General features: G+C 53.2%; 21 protein-coding genes. 12 read left to right on the forward strand and 9 right to left on the reverse strand.

Going from position 1 to position 18,496, the window contains the following annotated elements; all coding sequences use genetic code 11:
• Positions 1–505: 505 nt before the first annotated feature.
• Together ACZ52Z_RS05345 and ACZ52Z_RS05350 are read right to left on the reverse strand one after the other, a co-directional pair.
• Positions 506–922: a secondary thiamine-phosphate synthase enzyme YjbQ gene (locus ACZ52Z_RS05345; RefSeq protein WP_464269720.1), complete on the reverse strand. Its 417-nt coding sequence runs from the start codon at positions 920–922 to the stop codon at positions 506–508.
• Between the two features lie 137 nt (positions 923–1,059).
• Positions 1,060–1,791, reverse strand: a complete 732-nt coding sequence (locus tag ACZ52Z_RS05350) for an SDR family NAD(P)-dependent oxidoreductase (protein WP_464269721.1) — start codon at positions 1,789–1,791, stop codon at positions 1,060–1,062.
• Positions 1,792–1,914: 123 nt separating this feature from the next.
• Here ACZ52Z_RS05350 and ACZ52Z_RS05355 point away from each other — a divergent pair, with 123 nt between their 5' ends.
• The 4 genes from ACZ52Z_RS05355 to ACZ52Z_RS05370 all read left to right on the forward strand — a co-directional run bounded on the left by ACZ52Z_RS05355 (position 1,915) and on the right by ACZ52Z_RS05370 (position 4,237).
• Positions 1,915–2,154 (forward strand): hypothetical protein, encoded by a 240-nt coding sequence (locus tag ACZ52Z_RS05355; protein WP_464269722.1) that lies wholly within the window; start codon positions 1,915–1,917, stop codon positions 2,152–2,154.
• Between the two features lie 77 nt (positions 2,155–2,231).
• A complete protein-coding gene (locus tag ACZ52Z_RS05360) occupies positions 2,232–2,726 on the forward strand; it encodes a MauE/DoxX family redox-associated membrane protein (protein ID WP_464269723.1) in 495 nt (164 codons plus the stop codon).
• Positions 2,723–3,247 carry a rhodanese-like domain-containing protein gene (locus tag ACZ52Z_RS05365; protein ID WP_464269724.1) on the forward strand — a complete coding sequence of 175 codons (525 nt, stop codon included), beginning with the start codon at positions 2,723–2,725 and terminating at the stop codon, positions 3,245–3,247. Before ACZ52Z_RS05360 ends, ACZ52Z_RS05365 begins: the two co-directional genes overlap by 4 nt.
• A gap of 81 nt (positions 3,248–3,328) precedes the next feature.
• Positions 3,329–4,237, forward strand: a complete 909-nt coding sequence (locus ACZ52Z_RS05370) for a selenium metabolism-associated LysR family transcriptional regulator (protein ID WP_464269725.1) — start codon at positions 3,329–3,331, stop codon at positions 4,235–4,237.
• A gap of 160 nt (positions 4,238–4,397) precedes the next feature.
• Here the strand turns inward: ACZ52Z_RS05370 and ybaK are convergent, their stop codons facing one another.
• Entirely contained in the window at positions 4,398–4,865 is a 468-nt protein-coding gene (ybaK, locus tag ACZ52Z_RS05375; RefSeq protein ID WP_464270760.1) for a Cys-tRNA(Pro) deacylase, read from the reverse strand.
• Positions 4,866–5,317: 452 nt separating this feature from the next.
• Between ybaK and ACZ52Z_RS05380 the strand changes: the two genes are divergently transcribed.
• The 3 genes from ACZ52Z_RS05380 (at position 5,318) to ACZ52Z_RS05390 (ending at position 9,189) form a co-directional block, all read left to right on the forward strand.
• On the forward strand, positions 5,318–6,094 hold the full coding sequence (locus ACZ52Z_RS05380) for a potassium channel family protein (protein WP_464269726.1): 777 nt from the start codon (positions 5,318–5,320) through the stop codon (positions 6,092–6,094).
• A gap of 27 nt (positions 6,095–6,121) precedes the next feature.
• Positions 6,122–7,774, forward strand: coding sequence for an ABC1 kinase family protein (locus ACZ52Z_RS05385; RefSeq protein WP_464269727.1), 1,653 nt, complete (start codon positions 6,122–6,124; stop codon positions 7,772–7,774).
• Between the two features lie 80 nt (positions 7,775–7,854).
• Positions 7,855–9,189 carry a DUF2254 domain-containing protein gene (locus tag ACZ52Z_RS05390; RefSeq protein ID WP_464269728.1) on the forward strand — a complete coding sequence of 445 codons (1,335 nt, stop codon included), beginning with the start codon at positions 7,855–7,857 and terminating at the stop codon, positions 9,187–9,189.
• 35 nt (positions 9,190–9,224) lie between these two features.
• Here the strand turns inward: ACZ52Z_RS05390 and ACZ52Z_RS05395 are convergent, their stop codons facing one another.
• On the reverse strand, positions 9,225–9,767 hold the full coding sequence (locus tag ACZ52Z_RS05395) for an NUDIX hydrolase (RefSeq protein ID WP_464269729.1): 543 nt from the start codon (positions 9,765–9,767) through the stop codon (positions 9,225–9,227).
• Positions 9,768–10,007: 240 nt separating this feature from the next.
• Between ACZ52Z_RS05395 and ACZ52Z_RS05400 the strand changes: the two genes are divergently transcribed.
• From ACZ52Z_RS05400 to ACZ52Z_RS05415, 4 genes are all read left to right on the forward strand, one after another.
• Positions 10,008–11,537: a cytochrome ubiquinol oxidase subunit I gene (locus ACZ52Z_RS05400; RefSeq protein ID WP_464269730.1), complete on the forward strand. Its 1,530-nt coding sequence runs from the start codon at positions 10,008–10,010 to the stop codon at positions 11,535–11,537.
• Between the two features lie 12 nt (positions 11,538–11,549).
• Positions 11,550–12,578: a cytochrome d ubiquinol oxidase subunit II gene (gene cydB / locus ACZ52Z_RS05405; RefSeq protein WP_464269731.1), complete on the forward strand. Its 1,029-nt coding sequence runs from the start codon at positions 11,550–11,552 to the stop codon at positions 12,576–12,578.
• Between the two features lie 182 nt (positions 12,579–12,760).
• On the forward strand, positions 12,761–12,898 hold the full coding sequence (locus tag ACZ52Z_RS05410) for a hypothetical protein (protein WP_464269732.1): 138 nt from the start codon (positions 12,761–12,763) through the stop codon (positions 12,896–12,898).
• Between the two features lie 27 nt (positions 12,899–12,925).
• Positions 12,926–13,327 carry a peroxiredoxin-like family protein gene (locus ACZ52Z_RS05415; RefSeq protein WP_464270761.1) on the forward strand — a complete coding sequence of 134 codons (402 nt, stop codon included), beginning with the start codon at positions 12,926–12,928 and terminating at the stop codon, positions 13,325–13,327.
• Positions 13,328–13,350: 23 nt separating this feature from the next.
• On the opposite strand, the gene ACZ52Z_RS05420 is transcribed toward ACZ52Z_RS05415, so the two are convergent.
• The gene (locus ACZ52Z_RS05420; protein WP_464269733.1) at positions 13,351–13,752 is read right to left on the reverse strand and encodes an SRPBCC family protein; all 402 of its coding nucleotides are present in this window, start codon (positions 13,750–13,752) and stop codon (positions 13,351–13,353) included.
• A gap of 103 nt (positions 13,753–13,855) precedes the next feature.
• Here ACZ52Z_RS05420 and ACZ52Z_RS05425 point away from each other — a divergent pair, with 103 nt between their 5' ends.
• Positions 13,856–14,812: a hypothetical protein gene (locus ACZ52Z_RS05425; protein WP_464269734.1), complete on the forward strand. Its 957-nt coding sequence runs from the start codon at positions 13,856–13,858 to the stop codon at positions 14,810–14,812.
• Positions 14,813–14,842: 30 nt separating this feature from the next.
• On the opposite strand, the gene ACZ52Z_RS05430 is transcribed toward ACZ52Z_RS05425, so the two are convergent.
• The 4 genes from ACZ52Z_RS05430 to ACZ52Z_RS05445 form a co-directional block, all read right to left on the reverse strand.
• Positions 14,843–16,282 (reverse strand): SDR family oxidoreductase, encoded by a 1,440-nt coding sequence (locus ACZ52Z_RS05430; protein ID WP_464269735.1) that lies wholly within the window; start codon positions 16,280–16,282, stop codon positions 14,843–14,845.
• Positions 16,283–16,286: 4 nt separating this feature from the next.
• Positions 16,287–17,246, reverse strand: a complete 960-nt coding sequence (locus tag ACZ52Z_RS05435; protein WP_464269736.1) for a YbgA family protein — start codon at positions 17,244–17,246, stop codon at positions 16,287–16,289.
• Between the two features lie 35 nt (positions 17,247–17,281).
• On the reverse strand, positions 17,282–17,881 hold the full coding sequence (locus ACZ52Z_RS05440; protein ID WP_464269737.1) for a ferredoxin-thioredoxin reductase catalytic domain-containing protein: 600 nt from the start codon (positions 17,879–17,881) through the stop codon (positions 17,282–17,284).
• 64 nt (positions 17,882–17,945) lie between these two features.
• Positions 17,946–18,458 carry a lipocalin family protein gene (locus ACZ52Z_RS05445; protein ID WP_464269738.1) on the reverse strand — a complete coding sequence of 171 codons (513 nt, stop codon included), beginning with the start codon at positions 18,456–18,458 and terminating at the stop codon, positions 17,946–17,948.
• Positions 18,459–18,496 lie beyond the last annotated feature (38 nt).

Raw genomic sequence — 18,496 nt, forward strand, 5'->3', positions numbered from 1 at the left:
AGTCATAGAGCTCTGGTTTTCGACTAGTGCACAGTACAGTTCAAATGTTCCATGAGCATCTCAAAACTGCCACGTTACGCATAGTTGATGCGTTTATCATGGCCCAAAAGGAGCATCACCTATCCCGTAGCCAAAGGCTAGAAATATCAAGGTCAAGCACCCCATAAATCCTGCAACTTAGGACTATTCCATCGCCGAATTTGACTCACCGAATTGGCAATCATCATTTCGACTCCTCCCGCCTGAAGAGCAACAGGGAGTATGTAAAACAGAGGTGCTGGAAGGATATTCAAACCTTTGATATGGCAATGAAAATAAGTAATTATGTAGAAAATGGAAAACACGCTCTCTGTGAGATTTTACAGAAGGAGACGGTATAAGACAAGGTTGAAGTCTACACAGAACTACCGATTAGTAGGTCGACATGTTTACACTTGTGGGTAAAGCTGTCATCAGCATAGCAGGATGGAGCTACTTCCTGTTGTTACCTCAATCTTGATCACCCTTACTCGCCTATGATCTTCACCAACACTCTTTTTTTGCGCCGACCATCAAACTCCCCATAAAAAATCTGCTCCCAGGTACCGAAGTCGAGCTGGCCATTGGTAATGGCCACCACCACCTCACGCCCCATGATCTGGCGTTTCATGTGCGCGTCGGCATTATCTTCATACCCGTTATGGCGATACTGGCTGACTGGCTCATGTGGGGCAAGTTTCTCCAACCATACCTCATAGTCATGATGCAAGCCTGACTCATCGTCATTGATAAACACCGAGGCAGTGATATGCATGGCATTGACCAGTACCAGTCCTTCGCGAATTCCACTTTCCCCCAGGCACGCCTCCACCTGTGGGGTGATATTGATAAATCCTCGCCTTGACGGCACCTCAAACCAGAGTTCTTTTCTGTAACTTTTCATCTGTTTTCCATTGCCATTGTGTTTCACGTTCATTGAAGCGACCCTTTCTCCGGCTGCTCCACCATATCGATTTCCTCACAACAGGGGACCTCACCGGTCTGCCTGGCAGAATACAACTTTACCACCCTTCAGGACCACTAGCTGCCACCTATCCGCAGGGTGGACCGCCCGCCGTCTACACCGAGAATCTGTCCGGTAATCCAAGATGCTGCCGGCGAGAGGAGAAAAACTGCCATTTCCGCGACATCCTCTACCGTACCAAGGCGGTGCAATGCATGAGCAGAGGTAATCGCCTGGGTTATTTTTTCATTTTTCAGTATCTTGTCCGAAAGAGAGGTTTGAACCAGAGAGGGAGCTATGGCATTGACCCGAATAGCTGGAGCGAGTTCAGCTGCAAGAGACAAAACAAGACCGTTGACGGCTCCCTTGGCCATACCCATAGAGGTGTGCATGGGAAACCCCTGCTGAGCTGCCACACTGGAAAAAAGGACAATCGCAGGCTTTTCATCACTTTTCTTCATACTGGAAAGAGCAGCTTTGATCGCCAGCGCTGCACCCATGGCGTTGACCGTGAAGTCATGTATATACCCTTCTCCGTCCAGGCGCCTAATGCTGCCAAGGTTGATGGTACCGACCGCATAGATCAAACCATCGCAAGGGGAAGCACTCTCCTCTGCGACCCGATGGAAAAGCTCAGGATCCCTGACATCTCCGTCGGTATATCCAGCACCCAGTTCGTCGGCAAGTCTGGTCAATCGCTCCTTATTGCGAGCAACCAGGTGGAGGGAATGTCCTCGGGAGTGCAATTTTCTCGCTATTTCAGAACCAATTCCCCCTGACCCGCCATAAATTATATACGTACCAGCCATGCTGTCTCCTCCCTCATTATGGTAAAGGCAAAGATCTATACTGTGCATGCCGGAGCATTCTTTTGCCCCTTTTCAGTTTAAGCAGTTACACCCAGCAGTCAACGGTGGAGCACGACTCATTCGATGTTTCCCACGGGCGCACCGCCCATCGCCGACCTCACCATCGCCGACCTCATTCACCACCTTCACTGCAGACTGCAAAAACGGGCACTTCATCACCTGGTCAAGCCGCGCCTCATCCAACTCCTCTTTTGTCCTGTTGCCGAACAAATGCGCCAAGCAAACGCGATCAAACTTCACCCTGCCATAGAAACGATGAATGTCGCGATCAGCAGCAATAGGTATTTTCGATTTGACAAATAGGTCTTGTTTGAAGATAGTGGCGATGCGATTTGGCAGGAGAAATACCTTCACGGATGCCGTGGAAACGGGAGACGGCTGTGGTACGTACATCAAAAGGAAGAGACGCAACAATGGCCAGTGGCGGCCCGCTGCTTATGTGGTTGGAAAGGCTCTCTCGATGGTTTCTTGCCGGCGTCATGCTGGTGGCCGGCCTCCCCAAACTCACCTCCCCCGCGGCCTTTGCCGAAGTAATCGGTGCTTACGGCCTGCTTCCCGATTCCCTGCTGCTGCCGGCAGCCATCCTGTTACCTGTAACAGAACTGGCAGCCGCCGCGCTGCTGCTCATCGGCAGAACCGCAGGGCTCTGGTTGACCACTCTACTCATGGTGCTGTTCATTGCCGTACTCGGTTACGGCATCCATCTTGGGTTGGATATCGATTGCGGTTGTTTCGGACCGGAAGACCCGGAGCACCATGCCTTCTCCGGGCTGCGGACTGCACTGCTTCGCGATGTACTCTATTGTATACCGATAGCGTTCTGCCTGTGGCGGACCTATCACTTCCCCTTTTTCTTTTCTGGAGAACGAAAATGACGCGGTTATCCTGTAGTCTGCTGTTGATTGCCTCCCTGTGCATTAGCACCCATGCCTTTGCCTTTGGTACCTCAAAATTTGAACAAGAGGTGAAAAATGAAACTTTGGCAGTCACACTGGTGCGTGAAGTGCAACAGGGCGGGTACGACGTTATCACTACCGAAGAACTCAATAAGGCCATGACAGCAGGAGAGGAGATGCTGATCATCGACACCATGCCCTATGAGGCCAGTTATGCCAAGAACCATGTTCCCGGGGCCAAACAGTTTCTCTTTCCGATTCCGGATATGCTCGAATGGGATACTGAGGCCACTGGCGGTAAAACCATGGAAGAGTACAAGGCTCTCCTCGGCCCTGATATGGAGAAAAAAATTGTAGTCTACTGCGGGTTCGTTAAATGCACCAGAAGCCATAATGGGGCTCTGTGGGCGAAAAAACTAGGGTATACCAACGTGTTTCGTTACCCTGGCGGTATTTTCGCCTGGAAAGGTGCGGATTATGCTGTAGATAAGGTGCAATAACGTTGCGGTTACCGTTGCCTCTGTCTCAGGGTAACGCCACAGAGGCAACGCACCACTACTCCTTATTTCTGGAAATCAAGCATGGATCTGAGGAAACTGGAAGTTTTCTGCAAAATTGTCGAGTTAAAGAATTTTACCCGAGCTGCCGAGGTGCTGCTTGTTTCACAACCAACGGTGAGTGAGCATGTTCGCGGCCTGGAGAACGAATTGGGCCAAAAGCTGTTCAATCGCCTGGGCAAAGAAGTGGAAATAACCCCTGTTGGCGAGATTCTCTACCAATATGCTCAGAAAATTCTTCGGACACGGCAGGAAGCTTTACAGGCAGTCGCACAGTACAAGGGCAGTCTGGCAGGTAAAATATCGCTGGGGTGCGGTACCATTCCCGGAACCTATATCATGCCGAAACTGATTTCCAGTTTCAGGGCACTGCATCCCTCCATTACGGCAATAATGCGTATCACCAGTTCACGCATTATTGCCGATAAAGTCATGGTCGGAGAACTTGAATTCGGCATTGTAGGTGCCCGGTGGAATGAACAGAAACTGACATGGTTAGAGATTTACAGCGATGAACTGACCCTGGCTGTCCACCCGGAGCATAGGCTGCTCAGTGCATTTGATCAAGTGCCGGTGCAGACCTTACCTTCATTGCCCTTTATCCTCCGGGAACCGGAATCCGGTACCCGCAAGGTGTTTGCCGCCATTCTCGAAGAAGAGGGCATAAGAGAGAGTGATCTGCAGGTGGTGGCTGAAATCGGCTCTACCGCCGCAGTCAAGGAGGCGGTGAAAGCCGGAATTGGTGTGTCCATTCTCTCCAGCCGGGCGGTTCAGGAAGACCTGGAATGCGGAAGGCTGGCAACGCTGTCTATCCAGGGGCATGACCTGCAGCGCCCCTTTTACCTTGTTCTGCGGAAAAACCGGGAACTCTCTCCCGTTGCCGCCGCCTTTGTGCAATACATTCAAGATGCTAGCCCATCTGGCAGGACTTGATCGAAGACCTGTTGCAATGTTCGGGGAGAGGGTAAGCGGCCGTTCCCTCAAAAAAGATCGGTGGCAGGAAAATCATCAGGGAACTGTTCACTCCACCACGATCCCTCCGGCAAAGGAAGGGGAAACAGAGAGAAGGCAGCGTCTTTTTTCCCTGTAGACGTCAGTGAGCGATATCGGCATAGGCGGCACCAGTCTGTCGGAGGAGATCATCGGGAGCCAGCTCCAACTCAAGACCACGCCTGCCGCCGCTGACATAGATGGTCGAAAATCCAGAGGCCGACTGATCGATGACCACAGGCAACCGCCGTTTCTGACCGAGCGGACTGATCCCCCCCAGGACATAGCCGGTGGCCCGTTCCACTGTCTCCGCATCAGCCATGACTGCCTTCTTTTCCCCGGTCGCCCTGGCCAGTCGTTTGAGGTCCAACTGCTTGGTCACCGGCACGACCGCGACCATCAACTGACCGGAGGCTGATTGCACCACCAGGGTCTTGAAAACCCGTGCCGCTGCCACCCCCAGCTTATCAGCAGCTTCAGCACCAAAGGAACTGTAGCAGGGGTCATGCACATACTGATGAACCTGATGGGTGATCCGTGCTTTTTTTACCGCATCCACTGCCGGCGTCATGTTGTTCATCCTCCATCGATCCGTGCACACTGGTGCAATCATCCTGTTCCTGAAACGGTGACACCTGAGAACCTGAGCCAGACTACTCTTCAGTTATTATTAACAAAAACCGGTATGCCTTTCAAAACTCAGGAAACTCAGACTCACCAGCTCTCTGCGCGACGTCCGGGAACGGTACATCTGCTGCGCTGGCAACGAATGCATTCTCTACACAATTACGTTACCGCCTCGTCGTTCCACCATGCGTGAACGCTCACAAATTCAAGCTGTTGACAGAACAGGTTTCGGTTCGAGTCTGTCTCCATCAGACCAGGGCCTTCACGCCTTACCCCAGAGGATAAACCACTATATACCTTGTAATTTCGGTGATCAAGCGTAGTGTGTATCTCAGGTTATTCAACAACACGATATACTACAACATTTTTCCGGTCAGAACAAAAAAAGCAGGTCTTATGGTACCGATTATCTCTCTTTTCATGGTGGTGACTATTTCCATCCTCATTACCCGGATAGCAACCGTGGCCCTTACCCAGACCGGCCTGGCTCGAGAATCAGCCAAATTTCAGGCCCGCTCGGCATTCACCGGCGTGGGGTTTACCACCAGTGAGTCGGAAAAGGTGGTCAACCACCCTGTACGGCGTCGAATTCTACTGCTGCTGATGCTGCTCGGCAATGCCGGTGTGGTTACGGCTGTTTCCTCACTGATTATCTCCTTTGTCAACCTCAACCAGACTGATCACCTGTGGCTCAAGATGGTGCTGCTGGTCTCTGGGCTGGTGCTCCTCTGGTCACTGGCGGCAAGCAAATGGCTCGATCAACGACTTTCCGCCCTCATTTCCTCTTTTCTCCATCAGCATACCCAGCTCCAGGCCCACGATTTTTCCAAACTGCTTCACCTGGCAGGAGAGTACCAGATAACCGAACTGTTCATTGGCAACGACAGTTGGATGGCAGACAAAACTATCGGTACCCTGGGGCTGCGAAACGAGGGACTGATTGTCCTGGGCGTTGTACGGCGGGACGGCAGCTATATCGGCGCACCTGATGGGCGCACCCTGCTCTCTCCAGACGACACGGTCATCATCTATGGTAGGGCTGGAGGGATTGCCGACCTTGACCGCCGCAAAGACGACGACGTAGGCAGGGAAGGTCACCTCTTCCATAAGGCAGAACACCAGTTGCTCAAGGAAAAAGAGCAAGAAAACAGCAGCCAGCAGCCCACTTCGTGAAGCAATTACCCTTCTCTGGAGCCCCACATGCAACTTACTGACATCCGCAAGCTAAAACGATTCAAAGATATCGTCGCTATCCTGGCAAAGTATGGATTTGATGAACTGGTCCAGCGTCTGGAAATGCCGGGCGCCGACTACCTGCGCAGCATCCACCCGGTCGATCCCCAGGAAAGCTTTGCAGTTCGGTTCAGAAAAGCGCTGGTTGAACTTGGTCCGACATTTGTCAAATTCGGTCAGCTGCTCAGTCTACGCCCCGACCTGATCCCTTCGGATCTCACCCGCGAACTCGAATCCCTGCAGGATGATGTTCAGCCCGTGGATACCGAACTGATTATCCCGATCCTCGAAGAGGCATACGAAAAACCGCTCAAGAAAATTTTCACCGTGTTCGATGTTGAACCGATTGCCGCCGCCTCGATGTCTCAGGTATACAAAGCCGTCCTCGCTGAGTCAGGTGATTTTGTTGCGGTAAAAGTCAGACGCCCCGAAATCGAAGAAGACCTCGTCTCGGACCTGCAACTGCTGGCTGCGGCTGCCACTTTTCTTCACGAACAGTTCGAGGACCTGCGGGCCTATAATTTTCCCGAGTTGATCGACGTTGTCCGTACCAATGCTATGCGGGAAATCGATTTTACCAACGAACGAAATAATATGCGCATAGCCCGCTCCTTTGCCGCAGATAATACCGAGGTCTACATCCCCAAGACCTATGACCAGATGTGCCGCCCTCATATCCTGGTGATGGAATTCATCCTGGCGGAACGTTTTCAGGAGGTCGTTGCAAACTATTCTCTAAGGGAGAGGGAATGGATAGCCAGACTCGGCCTGAAGACCGCAGCAGCGCAATTTCTGGAAGATGGTTTTTTTCACGCTGATCCCCACCCGGGGAACCTGCTCATCATGGATGATCAGCGGCTCTGCCTGATTGACTGGGGACTTGCCGGCCGCCTCACTGAGCAGGACAGGTTTCTGCTGATCGAAATGCTCCAGGCTATTGCCGAAAAGGATAGCCATGCGCTGGTTGCTGTTTTACTGCGCATGAGCAATACAGTCAAGGATACCTCCAGTACCGGCGCTATGGAAAGGGATCTGCTGGGCCTGCTTGATCGGTTTACGGCAGGAGAGTCGAAACTGACCGATCTGGGCAAGATGCTCATGGAGATGCTGGCGCTTGTCGGGAAACACCAGCTTACTTTGCCCACTGACTATGTTGTCATGATTCGGGCCCTGGTCATTGCCGAGGGGTCGGCGCGCCAGGTTTACCCAGAACTTGACGTTATTGCCGAATTGGGCAGTTATGTGCATAGATTGGCCCGGCGCCGCTACCGGCCGGAAAAAATATGGAAAACCATTCGAGGATCTTTTGTCGAATTCTGGCTCGCCCAGCAGGATATCCCCCGGAGGATCGAACAATTTGCCGCAAAGGCCGAGCGGGGGGACCTGGGACTCAACCTGCGCCTGGAAAAAATAGAGCGCCTGATGGCTGTCGTTGAAAGCGCTTCCAACCGGCTCACGGCCGGCATCATTACCGGTGCACTGATTATCGGCTCCTCCATGATCATCACCACCGGGGTTGGACCTTTCCTGTTCGGTTTTCCGGCGCTGGGGGTGATCGGCTACGTTCTTTCGGTCATGCTCGCCGTATGGATTCTCTACACTATTCTTCGGAGGAAATAATGGTAGCCCGCCTGACCGCCACTGCTATCCCATCTTGGTCCCCCTTACGCTTCAACCCCCATAGCACTCCGGAGTAAACCATGCGCGTCCGTCTCTTTCACCTGTGGGAATCCATACGCACCAGTTTCTGGTTCATACCGGCATTGCTGATTGTCTGCGCCGCCTTGTTCGCGTTGAGCATCATTGCCCTGGACCGGCAGATCGGCTGGCAGCCCGAACAATTCTGGGGGTTCATGTATGCTGTGGATCCCGACGGCGCACGCTCCATCCTCTCAACTATCGCTGGCTCCATGATGACCGTTGCCGGAGTGACCTTTTCCATCACCATCGTGGCCCTCAACCTGGCCGCCAACCAGTTCGGTCCCCGGCTGCTCAGAAACTTCATCGGTAATCGAAAAACCCAAATGGTGCTCGGTGTCTTTCTGGCCACTTTTATTTATTGCCTGCTTGTCCTCCGGTCCATCCACACCTTTGGCGAAACCTTTTTCGTTCCACACCTGGCAGTGACTATCGGTGTTGTTCTGGCAGTCATGAGCGTCGGCGTGCTGGTCTTTTTCATTCACCACATAGCCCAATCCATCCAGGCCGATAGAGTGGCCGCGGAAATTGGCAGAGAGCTGGAACAGAACATTCAGCGCATTTTCAGCGCTGAGGAACGAATAGAGGCAGACGTTGACCATACAGGAGAGGCGGGGCAGCATATGGGAGCCGCTCATTTTTCCTACCTAGAGCCAGTCAAAGCAGTCAAAAACGGGTACCTGCAGGCTATCGATTATGACAGTCTTCTTGCACTGGCCCAAGAGAAGGATTACGTCATCCTTTTCCGTACCAAGCCGGGAGCGTATATCTGCAGAGGCCAGGAAATTGCAGCAACCCGCAGCGACAACAAGGTCCAACCGGAACACAACCAAACGATAGCTGAAGCTTTTCTTACAGGCGAGCAACGCACACCTGAACAGGACGTAGAGTACTCGATCCATCAGCTGGTGGAGGTAGCGGTTCGCGCTCTGTCTCCCGGCACCAATGACCCATACACTGCCATCACCTGTATCGACCTGCTCAGTTCCTCACTCTGTCTGCTTGCCCAGCAAACCTTTCCTTCCCCCTACAAATGCGATGACAATAATATTGTTCGCCTGATTGCTGTCCCCCCCAGCTTTACCGGTTGCCTTAATGCCGCTTTCGACCAGATTCGACAGTATGGAAGTGAGAGTGTGGCGGTAACCATCCGCCTGATGGAAGCGCTGGAGATAATCGCAGCCCAGGCCTGTACAGACGAACAAAGGAATGCAGTTGAACGTCAGGCGACCATGATATGGACGGTCAGCAAACGCCTGATCCCGGAAAAGAACGACCAGGATGACCTGCGCAACCGATACCAAAACATACACCAATCACTCGACCACAAGATATAAATACCTTTTTTAACACTTTTCTCCTGACCCTTTTTTTAGGTGTGCATGCGAGCGCTGACATCAAGCTCCCGAAAGGGAAACGTCCCTCCAGCGACATCGCGGCAGTACACCTGCAGCACGTCTTCAATCACCGGAAAGGCCAGCTGGGCCCACGGGATATCCTCCAAGGAAAAAAGTTCCACCTCCAGGCTCTCTGCTCCCGGACCAAAATCAGGGTCAACCAGCTGGGCACGGAAAAAAAAGTAAACCTGCTGTATATGTGTGATATTAAACAGAGCATATGGCTGCAGCTCCTTCAACCTGGCACAGGCTTCTTCCATGGTCTCCCGTTGCGCCCCCTGGCGGAGTGTTTCGCCATTTTCCAGGTAACCTGCCGGCAGGGTCCACCAGTTCTTGCGCGGCTCGATGGCACGACGACAGAGCAAAATGGAACCGTCCAGCTCGGGAATGGTGCCGACCACCACCCTTGGATTTTGATAATGGACGGTTCCACACTGACCGCATACAAACCTCGCCCTGTCATCCCCCGCCACTTTGCTCCATCTCACCGGGTGACCGCATTCGCTACAGAATTTCATATACTCTCCGGCCGGTTACCATATTTTTTGCCTCACAAGCTACACCTTAACCTTTTCCGACCTGCAATCAAGCCCATCCGTGCGGAGCCGAGCTTTTTTCGTTTACATTGGAAAAGCGGTAGGTTAAGCTCCTAGAGGATTGTGCCCTGAGCCATCCGCCATCCACCCCAGTGCATCAGGCCGCCTGGCCTTCTCTCCACTGCCGGCTGCGATGCACCCTATCGCCAAGGAGGCATGCGCATGGACATTGTTCTTCTGTCCCGACTACAGTTTGCGTTCACGGTTATGTTCCACTACATCTTCCCTCCGCTCACCATTGGCCTTGGATTGATCATCGCCTACCTGGAAACACGCTATTATTTCTCCAGAAAGGAGATTTTCGCCACCGCCTGCCGGTTTTGGATCAAAATTTTCGTTCTGAACTTTGCCATCGGCGTGGCCAGCGGGATTGTAATGGAATTCCAGTTCGGCACCAACTGGGCAACCTATTCACGATTTGTCGGCGATGTCTTTGGCAGTGCCCTTGCCGCTGAAGGGGTCTTCGCCTTTTTTCTTGAATCCGGCTTTCTCGCGGTGATCGCCTTTGGCAGGGAACGAGTCCGTGCCGGTTTTTTCCTGTTCAGCGTCTATATGGTCGCCCTGGGGTCCATTTTCTCCTCCATATGGATCGTTGTTGCCAACAGCTGGCAGCAGACTCCGGCCGGACACCACATTGTCGACATTCTCCGTCCCGATGAAACCGGTACAGCGGTGCCATGGATCATTGACGGTGTTGTCCAGCGCCGGGCGGAAATCGTTGACTTCATGGCCCTGGTGTTCAATCCTTCCACACTGCACCGATTGAGCCATGTACTCCTCGGCTGTGCCGCAGTTGGGGCTTTTTTTGTCCTGAGCATATCCGCCTACTACATGTTGACCAGAAAACACCTGGAATTTGCCCGCCATTCCTTTAACGGAGCGCTGGTGATGGGGCTGATTGCCTCCCTGGGACTGGCCGCTGGAGGACATTCCCAGGCACAAAATGTCTATACCTACCAGCCGGCAAAGCTGGCGGCATTTGAAGGCCATTACGACACCGGCAGAGGCGACCTGAACCTCATCGGCTGGCCTAACCCGGCGGAAGAACGAATCGATTTTGGTCTCTACATTCCCGGCGGCCTCAGCTTCATGGTATTTGATGACCTCACCTTCAGCAAGCAGGTTGTCGGTCTTGACCGTTTCAAGCCAGAGGATCGGCCGCCGATTTATATCCCCTTTTTCTCCTGGCGCATCATGGTCGGTTTTGGCGGGGCGATGATCCTGCTGTGCAGCCTGGGCCTGTACTACAATCTGAAAAAGTCCCTGGTAGAGCAACGCAAACTCCTATGGATCTTTGTCTTTGCCATCGGCTTTGTGATTACCGCCAACCAGGCCGGCTGGATCGCTGCCGAGGTGGGACGACAGCCATGGACCGTGCACCCGCCGATTGTATGGAATGATGACGAAACGGACCTGTTGACCGCAGCCGACGGCCTGTACCACTATGACGAATCCCTTGGTCTGCGGACCACCGATTCTATCAGTGCTGCCGTCAGTGCCGAAGAGGCCAAACTCTCTCTGCTCCTGTTTTCCCTGCTCTATCTGGCGCTGCTCGCTGTCTGGATCATGGTGCTTGATCACAAGATCCGTACCGGTCCCGCTCCTGTATCTGATGCAGGCAAATCCGACAGGTCGGGTATTCGCGGAGCTGCAATTGACAGGCAGCATGCCCGACTGAACAACGATCAATAAGGGAGGCACCCAATGAATCCTGAACTCCTCAGTATCGTCTGGTTTATCCTGCTCAACGTCCTGCTGATCGGCTATGCCATTCTCGATGGATTCGACCTGGGGGTGGGCGTGATCCATCCGTTTGTCGCAAAGACCGACACTGAAAGACGCCTGGTCATGAATAGCATCGGCCCGCTCTGGGATGGAAACGAGGTGTGGCTGGTGACCTTTGGCGGCGCCCTGTTTGCCATGTTTCCCGATGCCTATGCATCCATTTTCAGTGCCTTTTACCTCCCCTTTGTCTTGTTGCTATTCGCCCTGATCTTTCGCGCAATATCTCTGGAATTTCGTTCCAAACGGCAACACAAGGTATGGCGTACCTTTTGGGATTTTCTTTTTTTTCTCGGCTCCACCCTCGCCGCCTTCCTGTTCGGGGTTGCTGTTGGTGCGTTGATGCAGGGGATCCGCCTGTCTGAACGCGGTGATTACCTGGGAACGTTCAGAGAGATGCTTTCCGGTTTCAGCCTGGCCGTCGGACTGTTTACCGTTGCGCTCCTGGCCATGCACGGCTCCATTTACCTGTACATGAAAACAGAAGACGAACTCCAGCAGCGCCTATACGGGTGGATGAAGGCAACCTTTGTCTGCTATGCAGCCCTTTTTATTGTCGTCACCCTCTGGTCAACCCTCTTTATCCCGGCCTCGCTCAAGCACTTTTGGACCTATCCCGTACTCTGGGCCGTTCCCCTGCTCAATGTCCTGGCCATTGTCAATATACGCCGCGCCATCGGGCGTCAGCAACCATTCTATGCCTTTTTGAGCAGTTGCGGCAGCATTGCAGCGCTGGTCCTTCTTTTCAGCGCCGCCCTCTACCCCAACCTGGTTCCAGCCAGCAACATCTCTGCCCATAGTATTACCATTTTCAACGGGGCCTCCAGCCCACTGACCCTGACCATCGGCCTGATAATCGTGGCGATTGGCATGCCGCTGGTCCTCTCGTATACGGCTCTGCTCTATTGGACGTTCAGGGGCAAGGTCAAATTGGGAGAAAATTCCTACTAATTTCATGAAATATCTTTTCAACGGACAGGGCGCCCAACAGCCTGTCCGTCGGGTAAACGCCCCTCTCAGGCGGGAGAAAAACAAAAAAGGCCTATTATGCAATAACATATCGAGCTCTACAACAAAGCACCGTGAAACACGGTTTCCGCGGAATGCCTATATATTCCTTGGAGGTTAATCCTATGCAATCGAAACAGTTTCCTGACCTTGAACAGTTGGCAGATCTTTCAGCAATGGACAGCCAGGGAGAGAAGCACCTCTTCGCTACCCTGTGGGCAAAGCAACGAACAGTACTGGTGTTTATCCGCCATTTTGGCTGAATTTTCGCCCGTCAGCAGGTCGCTGAACTGGCAGAACACCTTCCACGCTTCGCAGAAGCTGGCGCACAAGTGGTGGTAGTGGGAAATGGCCCTCCCGAAGACATACCCGATTTCGCCGACCACACCGGCTACCGGGAACACATTGTTACCGACCCGAGCCTTTCCAGTTTCGTTGCCTTGGGGTTTACCCGCAAGCTTTCCGGAATTCTATCGGTGAACGCCTTGATGGGCGGTTTGAAGGCACTTGGCAAGGGACATCGGCAAAAAGGGATCAAAGGCGACGCCATCCAGCTTGGCGGCGTTGCAGTCGTAGCTTCGGGCCCGGTGCTGTATTACTATTACCGTAGCACGCAGGCGGCCGACCATCCTCCGATCGAAAAATTGCTTGCCGCCTGCGCCACCGAGAAACCACTGTGGACAGGCAGTTAGCCGGGGCGTTGCTGCGGTAGGGTCTACCCGCCTGGATCAATGCACTCTTTTTGTATACGGCGTAATGCAAGCGAACAAACCGGCAGGTAGGCACCGGCCCACCACGGCATGGTAAAGGATAACCGGCATCGCTCCGCACCCAATGCTTGCACATGATGACCGGTTGCCTCCACCCGACCGATGCGCCAGCTCCAAAACTCGCCGGCGGTGAACCGGGTAATAGTAAAAGGCAGCCATATGCCCAAGCTGGTACGCACACGCCCAGCGCTTGCAGCAGTAATGCACTGATCAGGGCATTGGACCGCCACTACTGAAGGACCCCAAATCGGCCATTGGCGAGTGTCGGTAATGATCTTCCACACTACTGCTGCAGCAACGGCATACTCCCTGCTGACGGTTAATTGGTTCGCTGCATACCTTATCATGCTGTTCATCTCCTGGGATATAGAGGCTACGGGAGCATGAGAAACGATCCGGGGATGCCCCCCCCCTCACTCCAAGACAATGCAGGAGCTGGATACAATCGCCATGCGGATCATTACCCTCTGCTACTCTAACCATCGACCGGAAAATCTCCAACAAACCCTGCCGCTGATGGCGGCGCACGACACGGTTGTGCTCGAAGAGCCTCCGCATCCCCGGTTCGAGGAAATGCTCCGGGGCGAGGCTCCTGTCGAAGAAATGGTGCTGGAGATGGATGTGGAGTATCCTTCTTTTATTCGTCGTTCCTACAGGGCGCTGCAGCTCCAGGCAGCAGAAGGCAAGACCATCGTCCAGGTGGAACCCTATCTGGAAGAGTTGGAGAAGATTCATTTCTTTTTCGCCGACGGACATACACCTTCGGAGCTGGAGAGCAATACCGATCAGGCTGAAGTCTATGCCAGCGAACGTGAGACCACCAGGCTGCTGATAGAGTATTACAAGGCTTCCCGCGCGGATGAATTTCCAGCGCTGCTTCAGGCAATCAGCGCTTTTGCCAAGGCAGATGCACAACGTTTCAGGCTGCGGGACCGCCTGCGGGCTGACCGCCTGCTCCTGCTCGCGACTACATCGCGCTCAATGTTTATTGAGGCCGGGGCCATGCACCGCTACCTGTTCCTGCTGCTGCTCAAACACTGTCCAACTGGGTACAGGATCCGCGCACGCTGGATTGAGCAGGAGCTTATGGTCAAACTGAAGCTGAAGGGACAACTCATGGGGCCGGGGGATATGCTGACCCTTGCCTACATGTTCCGGACGCCCTTGGAAAAAAAACGGGAGACCCTGTTGTGCGCACGGGCGTTGATTCATGCAAAAATCGTCCATAAAGAGGAGATAAGCGACTCCAGCCAGGATTATCCTCACCTCCGAAATGACCTGCGCACCATTGGTCTGGTCAAGAGGCTCAGCCTGGAGGAGTGTTCCGAGCTCTATAGGGAGATAAACCCTCTGCCAACCCTGGAGGCGGAGCAAGCGGTTGCGCTGTACCTGCAACGCCGGCGCTGATCCGGCCAGCAAAGGCCGGGGAGCGCTCTTCTAGCGAGGTTGTGCTGCCCGGACAATCATTCTGGCAAGATCAGACAGCACAAGGTGATGCAGGGGAAGCACGGCGTACCAGTACACTCTTCCCCACACCCCCTTGGGAATAAAATGAGCGGTCTGTACCAACTGCTGCGGTTGGACATCGAACTCCAACCATCCTTGCCCGGGAAGCTTCATCTGGGCATAGAGCAACAAGCGTTTGCCCTCTCGGATATCGGCAACCTTCCAGAAGTCGAGGGAATCCCCTACCCTTAACTCGCCTTCCATGCGTCGACCACGGCTCAGACCATACCCTCCAGCCAGTTTGTCAAGCAGGCCTCGAAAACGCCACAGGAAATTATACCTGAACCAACCAGTCTTGCCACCGATGGAACATGCCGCACGGAAAACAGCCTCCTGTTGTTCACCGTGATCATATGCAACGATGCGCACATCGCGAAAAATCGAATTGCTCGGGTCATCAAAATCCTTGATATCACACGCCTGCTGGGCACTGCTGTCACACCATCGGCTGACCACATGGTCCTGACCGAGTTCTTTCATGGCCTGGCGCACGGTCTCTGTAAAAGACAAAGGCACTATATGGGGGTAATATTCGGCGGCATTGGTGTTTTGCAGCACTGTTTCACTTTTCAGGCCTTCGACCAACGCAGATGCAAGCTTGTATGGAATGGGAGTGAAAAGAATCAACCAATAGGAGGAAAGTTTGGGAGAAAGCACAGGCACTGGCAGGAGAATACGCTTCAGCCCCATAACCTGGGCGGCCTGTTGCATCATCTGTTGAAAACTCAACTCCTCACTGCCAATATCGACCATCAGGTTGCCATCGAAGTCCAAGCTAATGGAGGACTCGAGGTAGGCCAGCACATCGCTTATCCCTATAGACTGGGTTTTTGTACGAACCCAGAGGGGGGTGATCATGACAGGCAGTTTCTGGGTAAGATTACGGATAATCTCAAAGCTGGCGCTCCCTGATCCAATAATCACTCCGGCCCTGAGCCAGATGGTCTGAATTTTGTCAGCACGCGCACTAAGAACCTCACCAGTCTCTATTCGGCTGAGCAGGTGTTTGCTGGCATCCTCCTTCACCCCAAGACCGCCGAGATAGACGATCCGGCGTACACCGGCGGCAATACAGGCATCTCGAAAATTTTCAGCACTGACCCGGTCCAATTCTCGATAGTCCTTATCCGCCCCCATGGAATGAATGAGGTAAAACGCTGTATCAATACCCTCCAGGGCACCAGCAAGGGATTCCCGCTGAAATGTATCTCCCTCATAAACGTCCACCTGATCGGCAACGGCAACCTGGACCTTGCTTCGGTTGCGGACCAGCAAACGCAGCTCGTAGCGTGCGGAATCGAGCAGAGAGAGGGTGAGTCTTCGACCAATATAACCGGTGGCTCCGGTTATAAGAATTTTCTTGGCAGGCATAGGCTCAGGGATGGTTGCGCAGCCGCAATTCAATGGGATGCGGGTTCAGGTACTGCTGCTGCTTGAGGTAGGAGTCGTTGTATTTCCGTACATAGTGGTTCATGAGGGTTATGGGGACGATCAGCGGCAGGTTGTGCTGCTTGAAATTGTCGATAACCTCCAGGAGTTCCTGCTTCTCATCTGCAGAGAGGAGTTTTTTAAAATAGCCCATCATATGGAGCAGGACATTGGCGTGCTTTTTCACCGTCGGCTTCAACCGCATGGCCTCCATGAGTTGCTCCTGATAGGCAATAATCAACTCTTCGGTGTCAAGGCTTCCGGCCTTGGCAATCACCCTCCCCAGCTCCCGGTAATGTTTCTCGCTGTGCGCACGGAGCAGCATTTTATGCTCGGTGTGAAAAGCCACCAGTTTTCCCGGTGAGGGGTCTGTCACTGTTGAGCGCCAGCGCCGGTAAACAAAAACCGATTCGATGAAATTCTCCCTGAGGAGCATGTCGTGGAGCCGCCCCTCCTCCTCCACCGGCAGGAGAGGAAAATGTTCCATAAAGGCTCTGGCAAATAGGCCGACCCCGACATTACGGGGGCTGTTATTCTTCCCATACACCTTGACTCGCGCCATGCCGGAAGAAGGAGATTTACTCTTAAAGATGAAACCGCACAACCCTTCCTCCTCCAGTTGGCGCACACGCTTTTCAGCCCAGGTAAGCATCCGCTCTGTGTGGTCCACGCCGGTTTTGGTAGTCAAAAGGCGAGGAGCATCAGGGTCGCCGACCAGACGCATTGTCTCACGAGGAACCGGTAACCCGCACTCAACTTCGGGACAGACCGGAACAAATTCAAAATAGTTGGAAAGGGTGTCTGTAATGTAGCGATCGCGCGCATGTCCCCCGTTATAGCGAACCTGATTGCCAAGCAGGCATGAACTGATGCCGATTCGAATTTTTTCCGTCTCATAGTTGTGCATGCTTTTCTCCTTGGGTGGTGCAGTTGTCGGCACCGCTATTTCTTTTTTGGTGGAAAGAGACGATCGGCTGATCGTCGTTCCGGCACCTGGCGCTGCGCTGTTTCACCGCTGTTCCATTGTTGCGAAACATAGAGGTTGCAGTAGCAGGATCCATACTCTTCTACATCCGGGCCACGATATGCACAGGGACAGATAATATCCCGGTCCGCTTCACGATCCCCTGAAGCCAGCCGACACGGACAGGCCATGTAGCCGTACCGATCCTTATTGGTCAGCAGGCCGCGCAGCAAATCAAACGTCCTTTCTTTATCCTGATTGAAATAATAGCCTTTGGGCTCGTTGATGCCGCGCAGCCGATCGAAGAGTTCATCCACCTCCGTCCGCACCCCTATGGTTTCCTTAATTTCCTGAATCTTATAGCCGGTAATAACCTGTTCACCAATACGGATGGTCGGAAAAGAACACAGAGGGTTGAGTTCACGTAATTCATCGAGTAAGGCTTCCTGCTCTGTGCCTTCCAGGAGATCAGCATCAACGAACTGATGAGCAACACCCAGGGAAGCGAGCATCTGCTTAATGGCAGCACAGTAGCTGCAGGTGGTGAGGCTGTAGAGTTTGATGGCCTTCTCTTCCATAACGATATCCTCTGGCTACATGATTGAAAAAACTAAATTTGCTCAAGAAAAGTGTCCTGCTGATTTACTGATGGGAGACAAAAATAAGTTCGTCGACAGGGAATCCCAGAGATGCGGCTTTGTCTATCAGCGCTGCCTGCTGCTTTTGGCCAAGGGCTTTCTCCCCCGCAAGCAGCCACAGGTATTCCCTGGTCGGTCCGCAGACTAATGCATAGCTGTAGGCATCCCGATCTATATCCAGAATGATGTATGAGCTGTAGAACGGACCAAAAAAACTCACCTTGAGGTGTCCCGTATCTGCCGCACCGACGAACTTCGCCTTTCCGGTCACCCGCTTCCATTGGCCCTTCTCACTGGAATACCCCTGATTGACTACCTGGATGACGCCTTGCTCAACCAAGGAGTACTCAGCACTGACATGACTGAGCCCGCGTTCAAACGAGTGATCAAGCCGGGCGATTTCATACCAGGTTCCCAGATAGCGATCGATCTCAAACGAGGTAATCGGCACCACTTTGTCGGGTATAGCTGTGCAGCCACCCAACAGCAACCACACAAGCGAGGCAATATATCGCATTGCTTTGCCTCCGGACAAAACAGCTGAGCACCATGCGT

This window comes from Desulfogranum aggregans (genome assembly GCF_055398265.1).

What these genes read in the sequence shown, in the direction of transcription:
- cydB (WP_464269731.1), top strand. Translation starts at nt 11,550, where the DNA reads ATGAATCCTGAACTCCTCAGTATCGTCTGGTTTATCCTGCTCAACGTC.
- ACZ52Z_RS05445 (WP_464269738.1), bottom strand. Translation starts at nt 18,458, where the DNA reads ATGCGATATATTGCCTCGCTTGTGTGGTTGCTGTTGGGTGGCTGCACA.
- ACZ52Z_RS05425 (WP_464269734.1), top strand. Translation starts at nt 13,856, where the DNA reads ATGCGGATCATTACCCTCTGCTACTCTAACCATCGACCGGAAAATCTC.
- ACZ52Z_RS05420 (WP_464269733.1), bottom strand. Translation starts at nt 13,752, where the DNA reads ATGATAAGGTATGCAGCGAACCAATTAACCGTCAGCAGGGAGTATGCC.
- ACZ52Z_RS05350 (WP_464269721.1), bottom strand. Translation starts at nt 1,791, where the DNA reads ATGGCTGGTACGTATATAATTTATGGCGGGTCAGGGGGAATTGGTTCT.
- ACZ52Z_RS05400 (WP_464269730.1), top strand. Translation starts at nt 10,008, where the DNA reads ATGGACATTGTTCTTCTGTCCCGACTACAGTTTGCGTTCACGGTTATG.
- ACZ52Z_RS05390 (WP_464269728.1), top strand. Translation starts at nt 7,855, where the DNA reads ATGCGCGTCCGTCTCTTTCACCTGTGGGAATCCATACGCACCAGTTTC.
- ACZ52Z_RS05430 (WP_464269735.1), bottom strand. Translation starts at nt 16,282, where the DNA reads ATGCCTGCCAAGAAAATTCTTATAACCGGAGCCACCGGTTATATTGGT.
- ACZ52Z_RS05355 (WP_464269722.1), top strand. Translation starts at nt 1,915, where the DNA reads ATGTTTCCCACGGGCGCACCGCCCATCGCCGACCTCACCATCGCCGAC.
- ACZ52Z_RS05380 (WP_464269726.1), top strand. Translation starts at nt 5,318, where the DNA reads ATGGTACCGATTATCTCTCTTTTCATGGTGGTGACTATTTCCATCCTC.
- ACZ52Z_RS05410 (WP_464269732.1), top strand. Translation starts at nt 12,761, where the DNA reads ATGCAATCGAAACAGTTTCCTGACCTTGAACAGTTGGCAGATCTTTCA.
- ACZ52Z_RS05365 (WP_464269724.1), top strand. Translation starts at nt 2,723, where the DNA reads ATGACGCGGTTATCCTGTAGTCTGCTGTTGATTGCCTCCCTGTGCATT.
- ACZ52Z_RS05395 (WP_464269729.1), bottom strand. Translation starts at nt 9,767, where the DNA reads ATGAAATTCTGTAGCGAATGCGGTCACCCGGTGAGATGGAGCAAAGTG.
- ACZ52Z_RS05370 (WP_464269725.1), top strand. Translation starts at nt 3,329, where the DNA reads ATGGATCTGAGGAAACTGGAAGTTTTCTGCAAAATTGTCGAGTTAAAG.
- ACZ52Z_RS05435 (WP_464269736.1), bottom strand. Translation starts at nt 17,246, where the DNA reads ATGCACAACTATGAGACGGAAAAAATTCGAATCGGCATCAGTTCATGC.
- ACZ52Z_RS05345 (WP_464269720.1), bottom strand. Translation starts at nt 922, where the DNA reads ATGAAAAGTTACAGAAAAGAACTCTGGTTTGAGGTGCCGTCAAGGCGA.
- ybaK (WP_464270760.1), bottom strand. Translation starts at nt 4,865, where the DNA reads ATGACGCCGGCAGTGGATGCGGTAAAAAAAGCACGGATCACCCATCAG.
- ACZ52Z_RS05385 (WP_464269727.1), top strand. Translation starts at nt 6,122, where the DNA reads ATGCAACTTACTGACATCCGCAAGCTAAAACGATTCAAAGATATCGTC.
- ACZ52Z_RS05440 (WP_464269737.1), bottom strand. Translation starts at nt 17,881, where the DNA reads ATGGAAGAGAAGGCCATCAAACTCTACAGCCTCACCACCTGCAGCTAC.